The sequence below is a fragment of the Micromonospora echinospora genome (assembly GCF_900091495.1).
GTDB lineage: Bacteria > Actinomycetota > Actinomycetes > Mycobacteriales > Micromonosporaceae > Micromonospora > Micromonospora echinospora.
The window spans coordinates 4,199,856-4,216,742 of the sequence record NZ_LT607413.1; the positions used below are offsets into that span (position 1 = coordinate 4,199,856).

At 74.1% G+C, this 16,887-nt stretch carries 15 protein-coding genes; 9 read left to right on the top strand and 6 right to left on the bottom strand.

What is annotated here, in order from left to right:
- The first annotated feature begins 20 nt into the window (after window positions 1–20).
- The 3 genes from GA0070618_RS18975 to GA0070618_RS18985 all read left to right on the top strand — a co-directional run bounded on the left by GA0070618_RS18975 (window position 21) and on the right by GA0070618_RS18985 (window position 2,749).
- Window positions 21–230: a hypothetical protein gene (locus tag GA0070618_RS18975; protein WP_088982827.1), complete on the top strand. Its 210-nt coding sequence runs from the start codon at window positions 21–23 to the stop codon at window positions 228–230.
- A gap of 138 nt (window positions 231–368) precedes the next feature.
- Window positions 369–1,628 (top strand): M48 family metallopeptidase, encoded by a 1,260-nt coding sequence (locus GA0070618_RS18980; RefSeq protein ID WP_088982828.1) that lies wholly within the window; start codon window positions 369–371, stop codon window positions 1,626–1,628.
- Complete coding sequence (locus tag GA0070618_RS18985) at window positions 1,625–2,749, top strand: glycosyltransferase family 4 protein (protein ID WP_088982829.1); 1,125 nt, start codon at window positions 1,625–1,627, stop codon at window positions 2,747–2,749. The genes GA0070618_RS18980 and GA0070618_RS18985 overlap by 4 nt, the downstream gene beginning before the upstream one ends.
- Before the next feature lie 145 nt (window positions 2,750–2,894).
- On the opposite strand, the gene GA0070618_RS18990 is transcribed toward GA0070618_RS18985, so the two are convergent.
- From GA0070618_RS18990 to GA0070618_RS19010, 5 genes are all read right to left on the bottom strand, one after another.
- Window positions 2,895–4,607, bottom strand: coding sequence for a putative bifunctional diguanylate cyclase/phosphodiesterase (locus GA0070618_RS18990; RefSeq protein ID WP_088982830.1), 1,713 nt, complete (start codon window positions 4,605–4,607; stop codon window positions 2,895–2,897).
- A gap of 88 nt (window positions 4,608–4,695) precedes the next feature.
- A complete protein-coding gene (locus GA0070618_RS18995; RefSeq protein WP_088982831.1) occupies window positions 4,696–5,502 on the bottom strand; it encodes an SAM-dependent methyltransferase in 807 nt (268 codons plus the stop codon).
- A 186-nt stretch (window positions 5,503–5,688) separates the two neighbouring features.
- Window positions 5,689–6,357, bottom strand: a complete 669-nt coding sequence (locus GA0070618_RS19000; RefSeq protein ID WP_088982832.1) for a response regulator transcription factor — start codon at window positions 6,355–6,357, stop codon at window positions 5,689–5,691.
- 7 nt (window positions 6,358–6,364) lie between these two features.
- Window positions 6,365–8,065, bottom strand: a complete 1,701-nt coding sequence (locus tag GA0070618_RS19005; RefSeq protein ID WP_088982833.1) for a sensor histidine kinase — start codon at window positions 8,063–8,065, stop codon at window positions 6,365–6,367.
- 14 nt (window positions 8,066–8,079) lie between these two features.
- Entirely contained in the window at window positions 8,080–9,891 is a 1,812-nt protein-coding gene (locus GA0070618_RS19010) for an AMP-dependent synthetase/ligase (protein ID WP_088985658.1), read from the bottom strand.
- Between the two features lie 153 nt (window positions 9,892–10,044).
- Between GA0070618_RS19010 and GA0070618_RS19015 the strand changes: the two genes are divergently transcribed.
- The 6 genes from GA0070618_RS19015 to GA0070618_RS19040 all read left to right on the top strand — a co-directional run bounded on the left by GA0070618_RS19015 (window position 10,045) and on the right by GA0070618_RS19040 (window position 15,288).
- Window positions 10,045–10,500: an SRPBCC family protein gene (locus GA0070618_RS19015; RefSeq protein WP_088982834.1), complete on the top strand. Its 456-nt coding sequence runs from the start codon at window positions 10,045–10,047 to the stop codon at window positions 10,498–10,500.
- 39 nt (window positions 10,501–10,539) lie between these two features.
- Window positions 10,540–11,181, top strand: coding sequence for a hypothetical protein (locus tag GA0070618_RS19020; protein WP_088982835.1), 642 nt, complete (start codon window positions 10,540–10,542; stop codon window positions 11,179–11,181).
- A gap of 59 nt (window positions 11,182–11,240) precedes the next feature.
- On the top strand, window positions 11,241–12,197 hold the full coding sequence (locus GA0070618_RS19025; protein WP_172900308.1) for an ROK family glucokinase: 957 nt from the start codon (window positions 11,241–11,243) through the stop codon (window positions 12,195–12,197).
- A complete protein-coding gene (locus GA0070618_RS19030; protein WP_088982837.1) occupies window positions 12,197–12,889 on the top strand; it encodes an endonuclease/exonuclease/phosphatase family protein in 693 nt (230 codons plus the stop codon). The genes GA0070618_RS19025 and GA0070618_RS19030 overlap by 1 nt, the downstream gene beginning before the upstream one ends.
- Window positions 12,890–12,995: 106 nt before the next feature.
- Window positions 12,996–14,405: a flavin-containing monooxygenase gene (locus GA0070618_RS19035; RefSeq protein WP_088982838.1), complete on the top strand. Its 1,410-nt coding sequence runs from the start codon at window positions 12,996–12,998 to the stop codon at window positions 14,403–14,405.
- Between the two features lie 52 nt (window positions 14,406–14,457).
- On the top strand, window positions 14,458–15,288 hold the full coding sequence (locus GA0070618_RS19040; protein ID WP_088982839.1) for an alpha/beta hydrolase: 831 nt from the start codon (window positions 14,458–14,460) through the stop codon (window positions 15,286–15,288).
- A 64-nt stretch (window positions 15,289–15,352) separates the two neighbouring features.
- Here the strand turns inward: GA0070618_RS19040 and GA0070618_RS19045 are convergent, their stop codons facing one another.
- Complete coding sequence (locus GA0070618_RS19045; protein ID WP_088985659.1) at window positions 15,353–16,756, bottom strand: alpha,alpha-trehalose-phosphate synthase (UDP-forming); 1,404 nt, start codon at window positions 16,754–16,756, stop codon at window positions 15,353–15,355.
- Between the last annotated feature and the right edge of the window lie 131 nt (window positions 16,757–16,887).

Genomic DNA, 16,887 nt, shown 5'->3' on the forward strand with positions numbered 1-16,887 from the left:
CACCGCTTCGGGAGGAAGCCATGCTCATCGACTGCGCCAGATGCGAGATCCGACACCGTGGCTGTGCCGACTGCCTGGTCACCGTGCTGTTCGACACGCCGGAACAGGTCGCCGGGCTCGGCGCCGCCGAGCAGCACGCGGTCGAGGTCCTCGCCCGCGCCGGCTTCGAGGTCGAGATCCTCCCGGCGACCGTCCCGGCCGCGCCCGTCCGTCCGTTCCGCGCCGCGTAGCATCGCCCGGGCCCTGGCCGGATCGACCCGTCCGGGCCACTTTCCACCGAGATCTCCGCCCGCTCCGGCCGGGCCCTAGGATGGGCGGTCACGGCGAGAGGGAGACGGCATGGTTCGGGTACGCGGCGGGGCACGCCGGTGAGCCCGCGCGGCTGGGCGGTGCTCACCCTCGCGGTCCTGGTCACCGCCGGACTGCTCACCGTGGCGCTGCTGATCCCGTGGCACCGCCCGCCCGCGCCCCGCGCCGACCAGCTCGCCGCCCTGCGGGATCTCCCCGTCGACCAGGTGGAGCGGGCCCGTGAGTTCCGTGCCGCGCTGCGCCCCGGCGGCTGGGCCGCCCTGGCCGTCGGGCTGCTGGTGGCGCTCCTGCTCGGGCTCACCCCGCTGGGCGCGCGCCTGGTCGAGCTGGCCGGGCGCCCCTTCGGCGGGCACTGGACCGCCGAGGCGCTGGCCGGCGGGCTCGCCGTGGTGCTCGTCGCCGACCTGGTCACCCTTCCGTTCGCCGCGTGGCGGCAGGCGGTCCTCACCCGGTACGGGATGAGCACCCACGGCTGGGGTGGCTGGACGGTCGACCTGCTCAAGTCGTACGCGCTCAGCGCGGTCGTCGGCGCGGTCGCGCTGCTCGGCTTCTACACCGTGCTCCGGCTCGCCCCCCGCTGGTGGTGGGCGTTCGGGGCGGCCGGCGCGGCCGGGCTGGTGCTGCTCCTCTCCTTCGCCCTGCCGGTGCTGGTCGAACCGGTCTTCAACCGGTTCACGCCGATGGAGCCCGGCCCGCTGCGGACCGAGGTGATGGACCTCGCCGCCCGCGACGGCGTGCCGGTCCGCGACGTGCTGGTCGCCGACGCCTCCCGACGCACCCGCGCGGTCAACGCCTACGTCTCCGGCTTCGGCCCGACCCGCCGGATCGTCGTCTACGACACGCTGCTGCGGGAGGCGACGCCGGCGGAGGTGACCAGCGTCGTCGCCCACGAGCTGTCCCACGCCCGGCACCGGGACGTGCTGGTCGGCACGGTCACCGGCGCGCTCGGCGCGGCGGCGGCGGTGATCGTCCTCTACCTGCTCGGCTCGGCCGGCGGGCTGCTGCGCCTGGCCGGGGTCGACTCGATCCGGGACCCCCGGGCGTTCCCGCTGCTGCTCGCGCTGGTCACCCTGGTCGGGGTGGTGAGCACACCGGTCCAGGCGATGCTGTCCCGCCGCGTCGAGGCCCGGGCCGACGCGCACGCGATGGCGCTCACCGGCGACCCGGCGACGTTCGAGGCGATGCAGCGCCGGTTGGCCGGGGCGAACCTCGCCGATCCCGATCCGCCCCGCTGGGAGTACCTCTACTCCGCGTCGCACCCGTCCACCGTGGAGCGGATGGCCGCCGCCCGCGCACACGCCAGGGAGACCGGCCGATGAGCCGTACGCTGCTGATCACGAACGACTTCCCGCCCCGCCCCGGGGGCATCCAGTCCTTCGTCCACAACCTGGCGCTGCACCAGCCGGCCGGCTCGGTGGTGGTCTACGCGTCGACCTGGCGGGACGCCGAGAAGTTCGACGCCGACCAGCCGTTCGAGGTGGTCCGGGAACGCACCCGGGTGCTGCTGCCCACTCCGCTGGTCGCCCGGCGCGCCGCCGCGCTGGCCCGGCGGTACGACTGCGACACCGTCTGGTTCGGGGCGGCGGCCCCGCTCGGGCTGCTCGCCCCCGGGCTGCGCCGCCGGGCCGGAATCCGCCGCGTGCTGGCCCTGACCCACGGGCACGAGGTCGGCTGGGCCGCGCTGCCGGTCGCCCGGACGGCCCTGCGGCGCATCGGCCGGGGCGCGGACGTGATCACCTATCTCGGCGACTACACCCGGGTCCGGCTCGACCGGGTCCTGCACGGACTGACCGACCTGCGACGGCTGGCACCGGGAGTGGACGTCGACGCGTACCACCCGGACGTCGACGGGGAGGCGGTCCGGATGCGGCTGGGCCTGACCGACCGGCCGGTGGTGGTCTGCGTCTCCCGGTTGGTGCCGCGCAAGGGGCAGGACACCCTCATCCGGGCCCTGCCGGAGATCCGCCGCCGGGTGCCGGACGCCGCGCTGCTGGTGGTCGGAGGCGGACCGTACCGGGGCACCCTGGAGAAGCTCGCCCGCCAGACGGGGGTGGAGCGGGACGTGGTCTTCACCGGCACCGTCCCCGCCGCCGAGCTGCCCGCCCACTACGCCGCCGGCGACGTGTACGCGATGCCCTGCCGCACCCGCAACCGCGGGCTGGACGTGGAGGGGCTGGGCATCGTCTACCTGGAGGCGTCCGCCACCGGCCTGCCCGTGGTGGCCGGAGACTCCGGCGGCGCGCCGGACGCGGTCCGCGAGGGCGAGACCGGGTACGTGGTGCGCGGACGGGACACCGCGCAGCTCGCCGACCGGGTGGCGACCCTGCTCGCCGACCGGGACCTGGCCCGTCAGTTCGGCGCGGCGGGACGGGCCTGGGTGGAGCGGGAGTGGCGCTGGGAGACCCAGGCCCGACGTCTGGCCGCCCTGCTCGCCGGCTGACCGCCGGTCGGCCGACCCCGCACCGCTCACCGGCTGACCGCGCTCCTGGTCGGCCGACCCCGCACCGCTCACCGGCCCCGCCCAGCGGCGGCCCCGGGCTCGGCCCCGCGTGCAGGGCACCCGCGGCGTCCGGCCGTGGCGCGGCTCAGCGGGGTGCGGCGATGACGGTCGGTGTGGGCTGCCGTTCCCGGTGCAGCAGGTCGAGGATCTGCCCGGAGGGGCCCGGCCGGCCGAAGTGCCAGCCCTGGGCCGCGTCGCACCCGATCGCCCGCAGCCGTTCGGCCTGGGCGGCCGTCTCCACCCCCTCGGCGGTGACGGTGAGGTCCAGCGCGTGCGCCAACGACACCAGGGAGGCGAGGATCCGTTCGTCGGTGCGGCTCGACGGGTCGTTCGGGGAGCCCCGCAGCCCGGCGACGAAGTTCCCGGCGAACTTCAGCTCGGTCACCGGCAGGTCGCGCAGGTAGGCGAGGTTGGAGTAGCCGGTGCCGAAGTCGTCGATGGCGATCCGTACGCCGGCGTCGGCCAGCGTCCGCAGCGCGCGTACCGGCTCCCCGGTGGTGCTCATCATGGCGCTCTCGGTGATCTCCAGCTGGAGCCGTTCCGGCGGCAGACCGGTGTCCTCCAGCAGGTCCCGTACCTGCCGCACCAGACCCGGACCGTGCACCTGGCGGACGGCCAGGTTGACGCTGACGAACGGCGCGCGCGGCCGGCCGCCCGTCGGCCAGGCCTCCGCCTCCCGCGCCGCGTCGGCGAGCACCCAGCCGCCGAGCGGCACGATCAGGCCGGTCTCCTCGGCCAGCCCGATGAAGCGGTCCGGCCGCAGCTCGCCCAGCTCGGGGTGACGCCACCGGACCAGCGCCTCCGCCCCGACCACGCTGCCGTCGCGCAGCGAGGTCAGGGGTTGGTAGTCCAGGTAGAACTCGCCCCGCTCCAGCGCGGCGGGGATGGCGGCGGATAGCGCGTACCGGGCCAGCTCCTGCTGGTTGCGGTCGACGTCGAAGAGTTCCCAGCGGGCCCCGCCGGCGCCCTTCGCCCAGTGCAGCGTGCTGTCGGCGGCCCGCATCAGGTCGCTCGGGGTGGTGCCGGCGACCGGACGTTCCACGATGCCGATGCTGGCGGAGACGGTCAGCTCGTGCCCGTCCACCAGGGCGGGCCGGTTGACCGCGTGCAGCGCCGCCTCGGCGACCCGGACCACGTCCTCGGTGCCGGTGGTCCGCTCCACCAGGATCACGAACTCGTCGCCACCGAGCCGGGCCACCAGATGGTCACCGACCGCCTCGTGCAGCCGCCGGCCCACCGAGACCAGCAGCGAGTCGCCGACCTGGTGGCCGAGCGTGTCGTTGACGACCTTGAATCGGTCCAGGTCGAGGAAGCAGAGGCCGACCCGCTGGCCGTCGCGGCCCCGCCGGTCGATCGCCGCTGCCAGACGCTCGGTGAACAGGGTGCGGTTCGGCAGGCCGGTCAGCGGGTCGTGGGTGGCCTGGTGCCGGAACCGCGCCTCGCTCTCCCGGAGCGCCCGTTCGGCCTCCGCCCGCGCCATCATGGCGGCCCGGCGCAGCGACTCCTGGGCGTCGAGTGTCCGGTCCCGCAACGCCCGGGCGTAACCGGTGGCGACGGTCGCCAGCAGCCGGGCCAGCCGGTCCTCCGCGTCGTCGGCGACCAGCCCGAGGTCGTGCAGTAGCCGGAGCTGGATGATCTCGATGGTCCGGCCGAGCCCTTCGGCCGAGGCGATGTGCGCGGCCACCAGTTCGATCCCCACCTGGTGACCGACCCGTGGGTCGAAGGGCTCGGCGCGCATCGCGTCGGCGAGCCGGTCGGTGAGCCCCTGGAGGAAGACCTCCAACTGCTCCTGCGTCATCGGTAGGTAGCTCGTGCCGGAGACCGCCCTGGCCCAGGCGCGGGCGAAGGAGCCGGGGCACGGGCGGGACCCCGTCGCCGGGGTCGGCTCACCCACCGAGCCGCCCCACCCCGCCCAGGAACCCCGACCGGGCGGCGTCCTCGGCGTGCTCGGGGAACTCCGGCCGCCACGCCGGCACCCACACCAGACCCGGTTCGACCAGCTCGAAACCGTCGAAGAACGCGGTCAGCTCGGCGCGGTCCCGGAGGATGAGCGGGTTGTCCGTGTTGCGGTAGACCCGCTCCGCGTCGGCCCGGGCGTCGCCGTACTGGCCGATGTCACTGGCCTGGGAGAGGACCAGGTAACTGCCCGGGGGGAGGGCGTCCCGGAGGGTGCGCAGGATCTCCGCCGGCCGGTCGTCGTCCGCGACGAAGTGCAGCACGGCGACGATCATCAGGGCGACCGGTTCGGCGAGGTCGAGCAGGCCGTGCAGGTCGGGGTGGTCCAGGATGCGCTCCGGTCGGCGCAGGTCCTCCTGGAAGACGACGGCCTGGTCGTTGCGGCTGAGGATCTCCCGGCTGTGGGCGACCGCCACCGGGTCGACGTCGACGTACACCACCCGGGAGTCCGGCGCGACCCGCTGCGCGACCTCGTGCACGTTGCCGACGGTCGGGATCCCCGAACCGATGTCGAGGAACTGGCGCACGCCCGTCTCGGCCAGGAAGTGCACGACCCGCCGCATGAACGCCCGGTTGGCCTGGGCCATCAGCGGCGCCTCCGGGACGGCGGCCATCATCGCCCCTGCGGCGGCCCGGTCGGCGGCGAAGTTGTGCGAGCCCCCGAGGTAGTAGTCGTACATGCGGGCCACGCTCGGGCGCTCGACGTCGATGGTGTCGGGTGCCCAGTCCGGCCGCATGCCCTACCCCTTTTGACACGTACACGACAACGGTCGCCCCCGTGGGCCACCCGGGTATTCTGCCCGTTCGCCGCCCGAGTGACCAGAGCACGTCAAATCGGCTTCATGTCCGACCCCGGGCGCAAACGAACGGGGGCCCGCGTCCTCCACCCCGGGTGGACGCGGACCCCCGCTCGACGGGCGTCGTCAGAACTTCGGCGCGTCCGGGGCCTCCAGCAGACCCAGCCGCAGGGCGGTCATCAGGGCCTGGGCCCGGTTGGCGGCGCCGAGCTTCTCGTAGAGCTTCGAGATGTGCGTCTTCGCCGTCGACTCGCTGACGAAGAGCTGCTTGGCGATGCCGGCGACGCTCATCCCGTCGGCCAGCAGCCGCAGCACCTGGCCCTCCCGGGGCGAGAGCTGGGGACCGGACGGGGCGAGCCGGCGCTTCATCGCCTCGGCCAGGTCGGCGGCGGTGAAGGCGCTGGGGGAGGAAGCGGCGTGCCGGGCGGCGGCCACCACCTCGTCGGCCGGCGCGGTCTTCGGCACGAAGGCGCTCGCCCCGGCCTCCAGGGCACCGAAGAGCTGGTCGTCACCGGCGTACATGGTGAGCACGACGATGCCCATGGTGGCGCTGGACTTGCGCAGCGCCCGGGTCGCCTCCAAACCGCTGCCGTCGGGCAGGCGCAGGTCCATGATCACCACGTCGGGCTGGAGCGCGCCGGCCTGCCGGACCCCCTCGGCGGCGGTGGCGGCCTCGCCGACCACCTCGAACTGACGGTCCCGCTCGAAGGCGTGCCGCAGGCCCTTGCGGATCAGGTCATGATCGTCCACAAGGAGGACCTTGGTGCGGGTGGCCGGTATCGGACTGGTGGTCATCCTCGGGTTACTTCCCTTCTCCTGCGGTCGCGCTACCGCGCACGTTATCGCGTCGGGGCGAGGTGCCGAGAACCACCGCCACCGTCGTGCCGCTCGGTTGCCGTGGACGGATCTCCAGTCGGCCCCGGATACGTTCCGCCCTCTCTGCCATGATCGCAAGGCCGTACCGGCCGTCCGGGCGCTGGTCGGCGATTCCCTGACCGTCATCCGACACTTCGATCTGCGCGTACGGGGGGTCCACCTCACAGGTGACCCAGAGGTTGGACGCGCCGGCGTGCTTGCGGGCGTTGGTCACCGCCTCCTGGGCGATGCGCAGCAACTCGGCCTCGGTGGCGGCGGGCAGCCGGGCGGTCGACTCGTCCAGCGACAGGTGCACCCGCAGTCCGCCGGAGGCGCCGACGGTCCGCGCGTACTCGGCGATCGCGGCGGCCAGCCCGCCGTGCCGGTCCACCTCGCTGCGCAGCTCGAACAGGCTCAGCCGCAGCTCGGTGATCACCCGGGTCACCTCCTGGCGCAGCGTGCGCAGGCTCTCGGCGGTCTCCTCGGTGTCGTCGTGCACGGTGGCCAGGGCGTTGTCGATGCCGTAGCCGACCATCACCAGCTCCTGGGCGACCCCGTCGTGGATCTCGCGGGCCAGGCGCTGCCGCTCCTCGTTGGTGGCCAGCGAGCGCACCTCGTCGAAGAGGAGCGCCGCCTCCAGCCGCAACGCCGCCGGGCGGGTCAGTGCGGTCACCTTCGCCACCACCGGGGCCGGGTACGCCTGCGCCACGTCCGCCTCCAACGCCACCAGGCCCACCGTCCGGACCCCGGCGACCAGCGGCACGATCAGCGCGGAGACGTCGCCGCCCCGGTGCGAGCGGGCCTGCGACCGGTTGGCGGTCTGCGGCTGCTGGCTGGCCCAGGCGTCGGCGATCGCCGAGTCGGCGTCGAGCGTGGTCTCCCAGTCCACCCGGTCCACGCCCACCTGGGCGAGCACCACCAGCCGGCCGCCGCCGCTGGCGGAGAGCACCGCCGCCCGGTCCGCCCGGGTGACCGTGCGCAACTCCTCCAGCAGGTGCTCGGAGATGCCGCCCGGGTCCAGCGTGGCGCCGGGGAGCTGCCGGGCGACGCCGCGCAGCTGCGTCAGCAGCCGGGTCGCCTCGGCGTACGGCTGGTGCTGGGGTTTGACCTCGGTGCGGACCGCCATCACCCGGTGCAGGGTGCTGGCGGCGTAGAGCCCGAGCCCGGCCAGCAGCAGCCACTGGGCGCAGACCGCGAGGTACCCGAGCTGGCCGAGTTGCCGCTCGCCGCCGACCTCGGTCAGTGCCCCGCTGAGCAGCAGGGTGGCCGCGGTGACCGCGAGCAGCGTCGCGCCCTCGCGGAACTGGCGCCGCAGCGCGGTCACGGTGACCGGCACGGCCAGGTAGGGCAGGACGGCCGAGGCGCCGAGCCCGCCGATCGGGCCGCCGATGGTGGCCACCGCGGCCACCTGGCTGGCGGCCAGGCCCAGCACCACCACCTCGGCGGCGCGACTGAGCGGACCGAGGAGCCGGTCGGTCGGGGCGAGCAGCGCCGGCACGCCGGCCAGCGCCAGCAGGGCGATCCACCAGAGCTGGTCGACCTCCCGGGTGGCGATCAGGGTCAGGACGGCGACCAGCGCGAGCATGACCACGCGGGCGGTGACGGCCAGCGGGTGCGGCCGGGGCCGGGTGGGTGTGGAGGCGGACACGTGACGGATCGTAGTCAGCGGGCGTAGATGTCGGCGATCTCGGCCGCGTACGTCTCGTGCACGACGTTGCGTTTCACCTTCAGCGACGGGGTCAGCTCGCCGGTCGCCTCGGTGAAGTCACGCGGCAGGATCCGGAACACCTTGATCGCCTCGGCCTTCGAGACGGTCCGGTTGGCCGCGTCGACCGCGCCCTGGATCTCGGCGCGCAGTGCCTCGTGCTCCCGCAGCTCGTCGACCGTGGCGGTGGCCGGCAGGCCGGCCGCGTCCCGCCACTTCGGCAGCGCCTCCTCGTCGACGGTGATCAGCGCGGCGATGAACGGCTGCCGGTCGCCGACCACCACACACTGGCTGACCAGCGGGTGCGCCCGCACCTGGTCCTCCAGCACTGCGGGGGCGACGTTCTTGCCGCCCGCGGTCACGATGATCTCCTTCTTGCGGCCGGTGATGCTGAGGAAGCCGTCGGCGTCGAGCCGGCCCAGGTCCCCGCTGTGGAACCAGCCGTCGGAGAGCACCTCGGCGGTCGCCTCGTCGTTGCGCCAGTACCCCTGGAACACCAGGTCACCGGCGATGAGGATCTCGCCGTCGTCGGCGACGCGGACGGTGACCCCGGGCAACGGCCGCCCGACCGAGCCGATCCGGGTGGCGTCGGGCAGGTTGGCGGCGGCGGCCGGGGAGGTCTCGGTGAGGCCGTAGCCCTCCAGGATCGTCACCCCGATGCCGCGGAAGAAGTGCCCGAGCCGGGCGCCGAGCGGGGCGCCGCCGGAGATGGCGTCCCGGCACCGGCCGCCGAGCGCGGCGCGCAGCTTCCGGTAGACCAACCGGTCGAAGAGCGCGTGCTGCGCCCGCAGGGCCAGCCCCGGGCCGCCCGGCCGGTCCTGCGCCTCGCTCCAGGCGATCGCCACCGCCTCGGCCCGGTCGAAGATCCGGCCCTTCCCCTCGGCCTGGGCCTTCTGCCGGGCCCCGTTGTAGACCTTCTCGAAGACCCGGGGCACCGAGAGCACGAAGCTCGGGCGGAACTCCTGCAACTCCGCGACCAGGTTCGTGGTGTCGGCGCAGTGCGCCATGGTGGCGCGGGCGTGCACCACGCCGATCTGGACGAGCCGGGCGAAGGCGTGCGCCAGCGGCAGGAAGAGCAGGGTGGACGCGCCGGCGTTGAACAGGTTCGGCAGCACCGGGACGGCGTTGGCGATGTCGGCGTACATGTTGCGGTGGGTCAGCACGCAGCCCTTGGGGCGGCCGGTGGTGCCGCTGGTGTAGATGATGGTGGCGACGTCGTCGGCGCGGACCTCCTTGCGGAGCCGTTCGATCTCCCGGGGGTCGACCGGCGCGCCCAGGGTGACCAGTTCGTCCACCGCCCCGAGGTCGATCTGCCAGACCCGGTCGAGTTCGGGCAGCCGGTCGGAGACCCCGGCGACCAGGGTGGCGTGCGCGGTGGTCTCCACCACGCAGGCGACCGCTCCGGAGTCGGCCAGGATCCAGGCGGCCTGCTCGGCGCTGGAGGTCTCGTAGATCGGCACGGTCACCGCGCCGGCCGCCCAGATGGCGTAGTCGAACAGGGTCCACTCGTAGCGGGTGCGGCTCATCAACCCGACCCGGGAGCCCCGGGTGATGCCGGCCGCGACCAGGCCCCGGGCCACCGCGACCACCTCGTCACGGAACTGCCGGCAGGTCACGTCCGTCCAGGTCCGGCCCGTCCCGTCGGCTGCCGGCACCGGCCGCGCGAACTGCACCGCGTCCGGTGCGGCGTCGGCGTTCGCCCAGACCGGGTCGGTGAGGTTGGCCGCGTCGCCGACGGTGACGATCGGTGGGACGGAGAACTCGCGCACCTGCACTCCTCGTGCTCGCGGACGGTCGGCCGGGCCGTCAGCGAGGAGGGACGGCCTCGTCGAAACCTACCCGCAACCCCCGGTCAGCAGGTGGACCGGGTTCGCGGGGGTGGACCGGGGCGAGGTCCGGCCCGGCCGGGTAGCCTCCCCCCCATGGCGGACTCCTCCACCCAGTCGATCACCATCGACGCGCCCCCCGACCGGGTGGTCGCGGTCATCTGCGACTTCGCCCGGTACCCGGAGTGGACCGAGGCGTTGCGCCGGGTCGAGGTAATCGAGGAGTACGAGGACGGCTACGCCAGCCAGGTCCGGTTCACCATCGACGCCCAGGTGATGACCGACGAGTACGTGCTGGCGTACGAGTACGCCGAGGACCTCTCCCGGATCGAGTGGCACCTGGTGGCCCCGTCCCGGATGCAGCGCGCCCAGCGTGGGTCGTACGACGTCGTCGGCAACCCGGACGGCACCTCCACGGTGACCTACACCCTGGAGGTGGAGCTCTCCGTGGGCATGCTCGGCATGTTCCGCCGCAAGGCCGAGAAAATGATCATGGATACGGCGTTGAAGCAGTTGAAGCATCGGGTAGAAGCACCCGGTGCGACCCGCTGAACCGACCGGCGCGGTGTCGCCGGGGTAGAGGAGCCGAACGTGGGAGGTACCGATCCGGGTTCGGCCCGGGAGGAGGCGGAGCGGTTGGTGGCCACCGTGCTGGCCACCGCGCGACTGGCGGCGGCCGGAACGCCGACCGGGTCGTGGGGTCCGCTCGGTGGGATGCTCGCCGGTGTCCTCGGTCACAGTGGGCAGCCCGGGGCCGGTGGTGTTCCGGGCGGGAGCACCGGGGCCGGCGCGCCGCACGGCTTCGCCACCGGTGCGGCCGAATGTGAAGTATGTCCGATCTGTCGTGCGATGCGTGCCCTGCGCGACCCCAGTCCCGAGTTCGCCGAGCGCCTGGCCACCGGCGTGGGCGACCTGGCGGCCGGCGTCGCCAGCCTGCTCAGGGCGTTCGCCCCCGAGCCCACGGCGACCACCGCCCCCGGGCCGGCCCCGGCCAACGATGATCAGGTGTGGCGCGAGGCCACCCGCACCGGGCATGATTCTCAGCCGGCGCCCGCGCGGGACGTCTGGTCCGCCGCGACCCGCGCGGAGGACGCGGCGAGCCCGTCCGGTGCCGAACCGCCCGTCGACGCCGCCGGGCCGGACCCGGAGCGAGCCCCGACCGCGGATCCCGTGGTGCCCGCAGCACGCGTGCCCGACGGTGCGGACGGGGACCCAGCAGGCGACGGGGCCTGACCCACGACATCCCGACCCCCGGCCACCGGCCGGCGGCGCGGGCGGCACAGCAGAGGGGAGTGGCAGCGGTGACGCTGACCATCGGAGTCGACGTCGGTGGCACCAAGGTGGCCGGCGGTGTGGTCGACGACACCGGCCGGGTGCTGGCGCAGGCCCGACGGGACACCCCCGCCGAGGACGTGGGCAAGACCCGGGACGTCATCATCGAGGTGGTCACCGAACTGGCCACCGGCCGCCCGGTCGGCGCGGTCGGCATCGGCGCGGCCGGCTGGATCGACGCCACCCGCTCCACCGTGCTGTTCGCCCCCAACCTGGCCTGGCGGGACGAGCCGTTGCGGGCGTACGTCAGCGCCGCGGTCGGCCTGCCGGTGATCGTGGAGAACGACGCCAACGTGGCCGCGTGGGCGGAGTTCCGCTACGGCGCCGCCCGGCACGCCGAGGACTCGATGGTCATGTTCACCATCGGCACCGGTGTCGGCGGTGGCATCGTCCTCGGCGGCGAGCTGGTCCGGGGCGCCCACGGCATCGCCGCCGAACTGGGGCACATGCTCACCGTCCCCGACGGCCACCAGTGCGGCTGCGGCCGGCTCGGCTGCATCGAGCAGTACGCCAGCGGCAACGCCCTGGTCCGTTTCGCCCGGGCCGGCGCCCGGCAGGAGCCGCAGCGCGCCGCCGCGCTGCTCGGGCTGGCCGGCGGGGACGCCGAGTCGATCACCGGCCCGATGGTCACCGCCGCCGCCCAGGGCGGCGACCCGGTCTCCTGCGAGGCGTTCGCCCAGATCGGGCGCTGGCTGGGCACCAGCCTCGCCGACATGGCCCAGATCCTCGATCCGCAGGTGCTGGTCGTCGGCGGCGGCGTGGTCGAGGCCGGTGACCTGCTGCTCGGCCCGACCCGGCGGTCCTACGCCGACGCGCTCGCCCAGCGGGGCCGCCTCCCGGTGGCCGAGGTACGCCCGGCCGAACTGGGCAACACCGCCGGCGTCATCGGCGCCGCCGACCTGGCCCGGCGGTTCTGATGAGTGTGCCGCTGCGGGTGGTGTCGTACAACATCCACACCCAGCGGGACGACACGGCCGCGCTGGCGGAGGTGGTCCGGGCCGCCCGGCCGGACGTGGTGATCGTGCAGGAGGGGCCACGCCGGTTCCGCTGGCGGAGCAAGTGCGCCGCCCTGGCCGAGTCGTTCGGCCTCGTGGTGGGCGCCGGTGGGTTGCCGGCGCTGGGCAACCTGCTGCTGACCAGTCTCCGGGTGCGGGTGCACGCCACCCGTTGCCAGCGGTTCCCGCTCACCCCCGGCCGGCACCTGCGCGGCGCGGCGTTCGCCGAGTGCGCCGTCGGCGGGGCCCGGTTCGTGCTGGCCGGCACCCACCTGTCGACCGACCCGGCGGAACGCCCCGACCAGGCCGCCCTGTTCCGGGCGGAGGTCGAGGCGGCGCGGTGGCCGGTGCTCGTCGGGGCGGACCTCAACGAGGGACCGGGCGGCGCCGCCTGGCGGACGATCGCCGACGGACTCACCGACGCGGCCGTCGCCGCCGACCGGGCCGACCGGCTCACCTACTCCTGTGCGGACCCGCGCCGCCGGATCGACGCGCTCTTCGTCGACCCCCGGATCACCGTGGTCGACTACGACGTGGTCGACACCCCGCAGACCCGCCGGGCCAGCGACCACTTTCCGGTCCTGGCGGACCTGCTGCTGCCGGTCACCGACTGACCGACCCGGCCGGGCCGCCGGGCAGGGCTGGACAAACACTCTCCGAAGTGGAGAGGATGCGGCGGCGACCCGGCACGCGTACGGCGTCCCCAAGGAGAGATACCCGGTGTCCACCTCCACCGACCACGGCGGTCCCGACGATCCGTCGGTCACGATCGCCCTCACCCCCGACGGCCGTCCGGTCTCCGACCGTGGTGACACGGTCTGCGTGATCGGCGCCGGGGCCAGCGGCCTGACCACGGTCAAGAACCTGAAGGAGCACGGCTTCGGCGTCGACTGCTACGAGCGGGAGACCGGCGTCGGCGGCGCGTGGAACTGGCGGCACGACCGCAGTCCGGTCTACGCGAGCACCCACCTGATCTCGTCGCGGCCGTTCACCCAGTTCCCCGACTTCCCGATGCCCGACTCGTGGCCGGACTACCCGCACCACAGTCAGCTGCTGGCGTACTTCGAGCGGTACGCCGACCACTTCGACCTGCGCCAGCACATCTGGTTCGGCACCGAGGTGGTCCGGGTCGAGCCGGTCGCCGGTGACCGTTGGGACGTGACCACCCGCAGCACCGGCGGCTACGGCCCGGAGCGCACCTCCCGGTACGCCGCCGTCGTCGTCGCCAACGGCCACAACTGGTCGCCGAAGCTGCCGGAGTACGAGGGGCTGGCCGACTTCCGGGGCGAGACGATGCACGCCTCGGCGTACAAGGACCCGGCCCAGTTGCGCGGCAAGCGGGTGCTGGTGGTGGGCGCCGGCAACACCGGTTGCGACATCGCGGTGGAGGCCGCCCAGCAGGCCGCCACCTGCTGGCACTCCACCCGGCGCGGCTACTGGTACGCGCCGAAGTACGTCCTCGGCCGTCCCGCCGACCAGATCAACGACCTGCTGCTGGCGCTCCGGGTGCCCCTGCGCGTACGGCAGTGGCTCTACCACCGGACGATGCGGCTGACCGTCGGCGACCTGACCCGGTTCGGGCTGCCCGCCCCCGACCACCGGGTGTACGAGACCCACCCGATCGCCAACAGCCAGCTCGTCTACTACGTCGGGCACGGCCGGATCACCCCGGCGCCGGACGTCCGCCGCTTCCACCCGTACGCCGTCGAGCTGACCGACGGCCGTCAGATCGATCCGGACCTGGTCGTCTTCGCCACCGGCTACCTGCCCCGCTTCGAGTTCCTCGACGCGCGGCTCCTCGGTGACGAGGCCGGGGTCGGACGTCCCACGCTCCACCTGAACGCCTTCCCCCGGAACCACCCGACGCTCGCCGTCGTCGGACTGGTCCAGCCGGACTCGGGGCTCTTCCCGATCTCGCACTGGCAGGCGGTGCTGGTCGCGCGGCTGTGGCAGGCGCGCCAGTACCGCCCGGAGCGGGCGGAGGCGTTCGCCGCGACGGTCGCCGCCCGGGCCGGGAAGCGCTACTCCGGCCGGGTCGAGGACAGCAGCCGGCACTGGTTCGAGGTGGGGCACGTCGACTACCTGCGCGCCGTCCAGCGCGCCCTGAACGAGTTGGAGGCAGTTCGGTGAGCGCGAGGAGTGAGCTTGCGAGCCCCGCAGTCGCGAACGGAAGGCGGCCCAGTTGAGTGGCGGGCGGGTGCGGATCGTCCGGGGGCGGGAGTGGGCCCGGCCGGTGCGCCCGGTCCGCCGCGAGGTGCTCAGCGCGCTGCCCGAGCTGGAGCAGGGGCGACCGCCGCTGCTCTTCGTCCCGGGCTTCGGTCACGGCGCGTGGGCGTTCGCCGAGCACTGGCTGGAGCACGCTGCCTCCCGGGGCTTCCCCGCGTACGCGGTGAGCCTGCGCGGGCACGGCGGCAGCGAACCGGCACCGGAGGCGTCGCTGCGGGCGTACGCCCACGACGTGGTCCAGGTGGCGGCGGAGCTGCCGCGCCAGGCGGTGCTGGTGGGGCACGGCGCGGGGGCCCTGGTGGTGGCGCACGCGCTGGCCCGCTACCCGGCACGGGCCGGGGTGCTGGCCGCCCCGGTGTTCGGGGGCTGGGGCACGCTCGGCGCGGCGCTGCGCCGTAACCCGGTCGGCACGATCCCCGCGTTCTGGGGCGGCCGGCTGCGGCTGAACCGGCGGCAGCTGTTCGGTCCGGAGCTGCCGGAGAACGTCGCCGACGCCCACCTGGCCCGGCTGGGCCGGGCCGGTCGACGCGCCCAGTGGCGGCTGCTCTTTCCCGGTGCGCTCGAACCGGCGGTGGGCCGCCCGCCGATGCTGGTGCTCGGCAGCCCGGACGACCGGGTGGTCCCGGCGACGGCGCTGACCCGCGCCGCCCGGCGGTACGGCTCGGCCCCGCTGCTCTTCCCCGGCATGGGGCACGACCTGATGCTCGACGCGCGGTGGCGGGAGCCGATCGACGCGGTCCTCGACTGGCTGGTCAAGGAGCCGGCGTCGGCCGTCGTTCCGGTCTGACGGTTCGCGGGCCCGCTCGGTCGTACCGGTCTGCCGGTCGGCGGGCGGCCCGCTCAGCCGGTGGTCACCCGGTCGGCGCGGAGACGGTCTCGTCGAGCGTGCTCAGGTAGGAGCGGACCCAGGACCGGATGTCGTACCGGTGCAGGTGCTCGCGCATCGCCCGCATCCGGGTCGCCGCGTCCTCCGGGTCGGCCTCCAGGGCCGCGAGCAGCCCCTGCTTGAGCCCTTCCAGGTCGTGCGGGTTGACCTGGTAGGCCTCGGGCAGCTCCGCCGCGGCTCCGGCGAACTCGCTGAGCAGCAGCGTGCCGGAGTCGTCGACCCGGGCGGCGACGTACTCCTTGGCGACCAGGTTCATCCCGTCCCGCAGCGGGGTCACCGCCATCACGTCCGCCATCCGGTAGAGGGCGGCCAGTTCGGCCCGGTCGAAGGGCTGGGTGAGGTAGTGGATCGCCGGCTCGCCGACCCGGCCGAACTCGCCGTTGATCCGTCCGACCTCGCGTTCGACCCGGTCCCGGAGGATCTGGTACTGCCCGACCCGTTCCCGGCTGGGCACGGCCACCTGCACCATGACCGTGTCCCGGACCTTGACGTGACCGCTGGCGATCAGCTCGCTGTACGCCTTGAGCCGGTGCTCGATGCCCTTGGTGTAGTCCATCCGGTCGACACTGAGGATCACGTTTTCCGGGCTGCCGAGGTCGTTGCGGAGCCGCTCGGCCCGGGCCACCACGTCCGGCCGGGCGGCCAGCGCGGCCATCTCGGCGGTGTCGATGGAGACCGGGAAGGCACCCACCCGCACGGTGCGGCCGTCCACCTCGATCTGCCGGTCGGTGGCGGGCACGCCGAAGACCTTCGCCACCAGCTGCGCGAAGTTGTGCGCGGCCTGTGCCCGCTGGAAGCCGACGAGGTCCGCGCCGAGGATCCCGCGCAGCAGCTCGGCCCGGCGGGGGAGCTGCATGAACAACTCGGGCGGCGGGAACGGCACGTGCAGGAAGAAGCCGATCCGCAGGTCGGGGCGGAGGTCGCGGAGCAGGGCGGGCACCAGTTGCAGGTGGTAGTCCTGCACCCAGACCACGCCGCCCGGCTCGGTCACCGCGGCGGCGGCCTCGGCGAACCGCCGGTTGACCCGCTGGTACGCCTCCCACCAGCGGCGGTGGTGCTCGGGCTGCTCGACCGCGTCGTGGTACAGCGGCCAGAGGGTCGCGTTGGCGAAGCCCTCGTAGTGGTCCCGGAAGTCCTCCGGGGTGAGCGGAACGGTGTGCAGCCGGACGCCGTCCACGTCGGGCAGGGCGGGGGCCGGGCCGGTGCCTCCGGCCCAGCCGATCCAGGTGGCGGGAGTGTGCTTCAGCAGCGGGTGCAGGGCGCTCACCAGGCCACCGGGGCTGCGGCGCCACTCGCAGGCGCCGTCGGGGGCCACGCTGTTGTCGACGGGAAGGCGGTTGGCCACCACCACGAGGGAGCTCTGTCGCATCTCGGTCATTCCGATCTGCCGAGGGATGACCGCCCGTGCGGGGAGGAAACGGGCAGCCAGCAAGGGAAGTGACGTTACAGCCGTATTCCTACTGACCGTAAGTTACACCACTGTTACTTCCCACGTCCGGG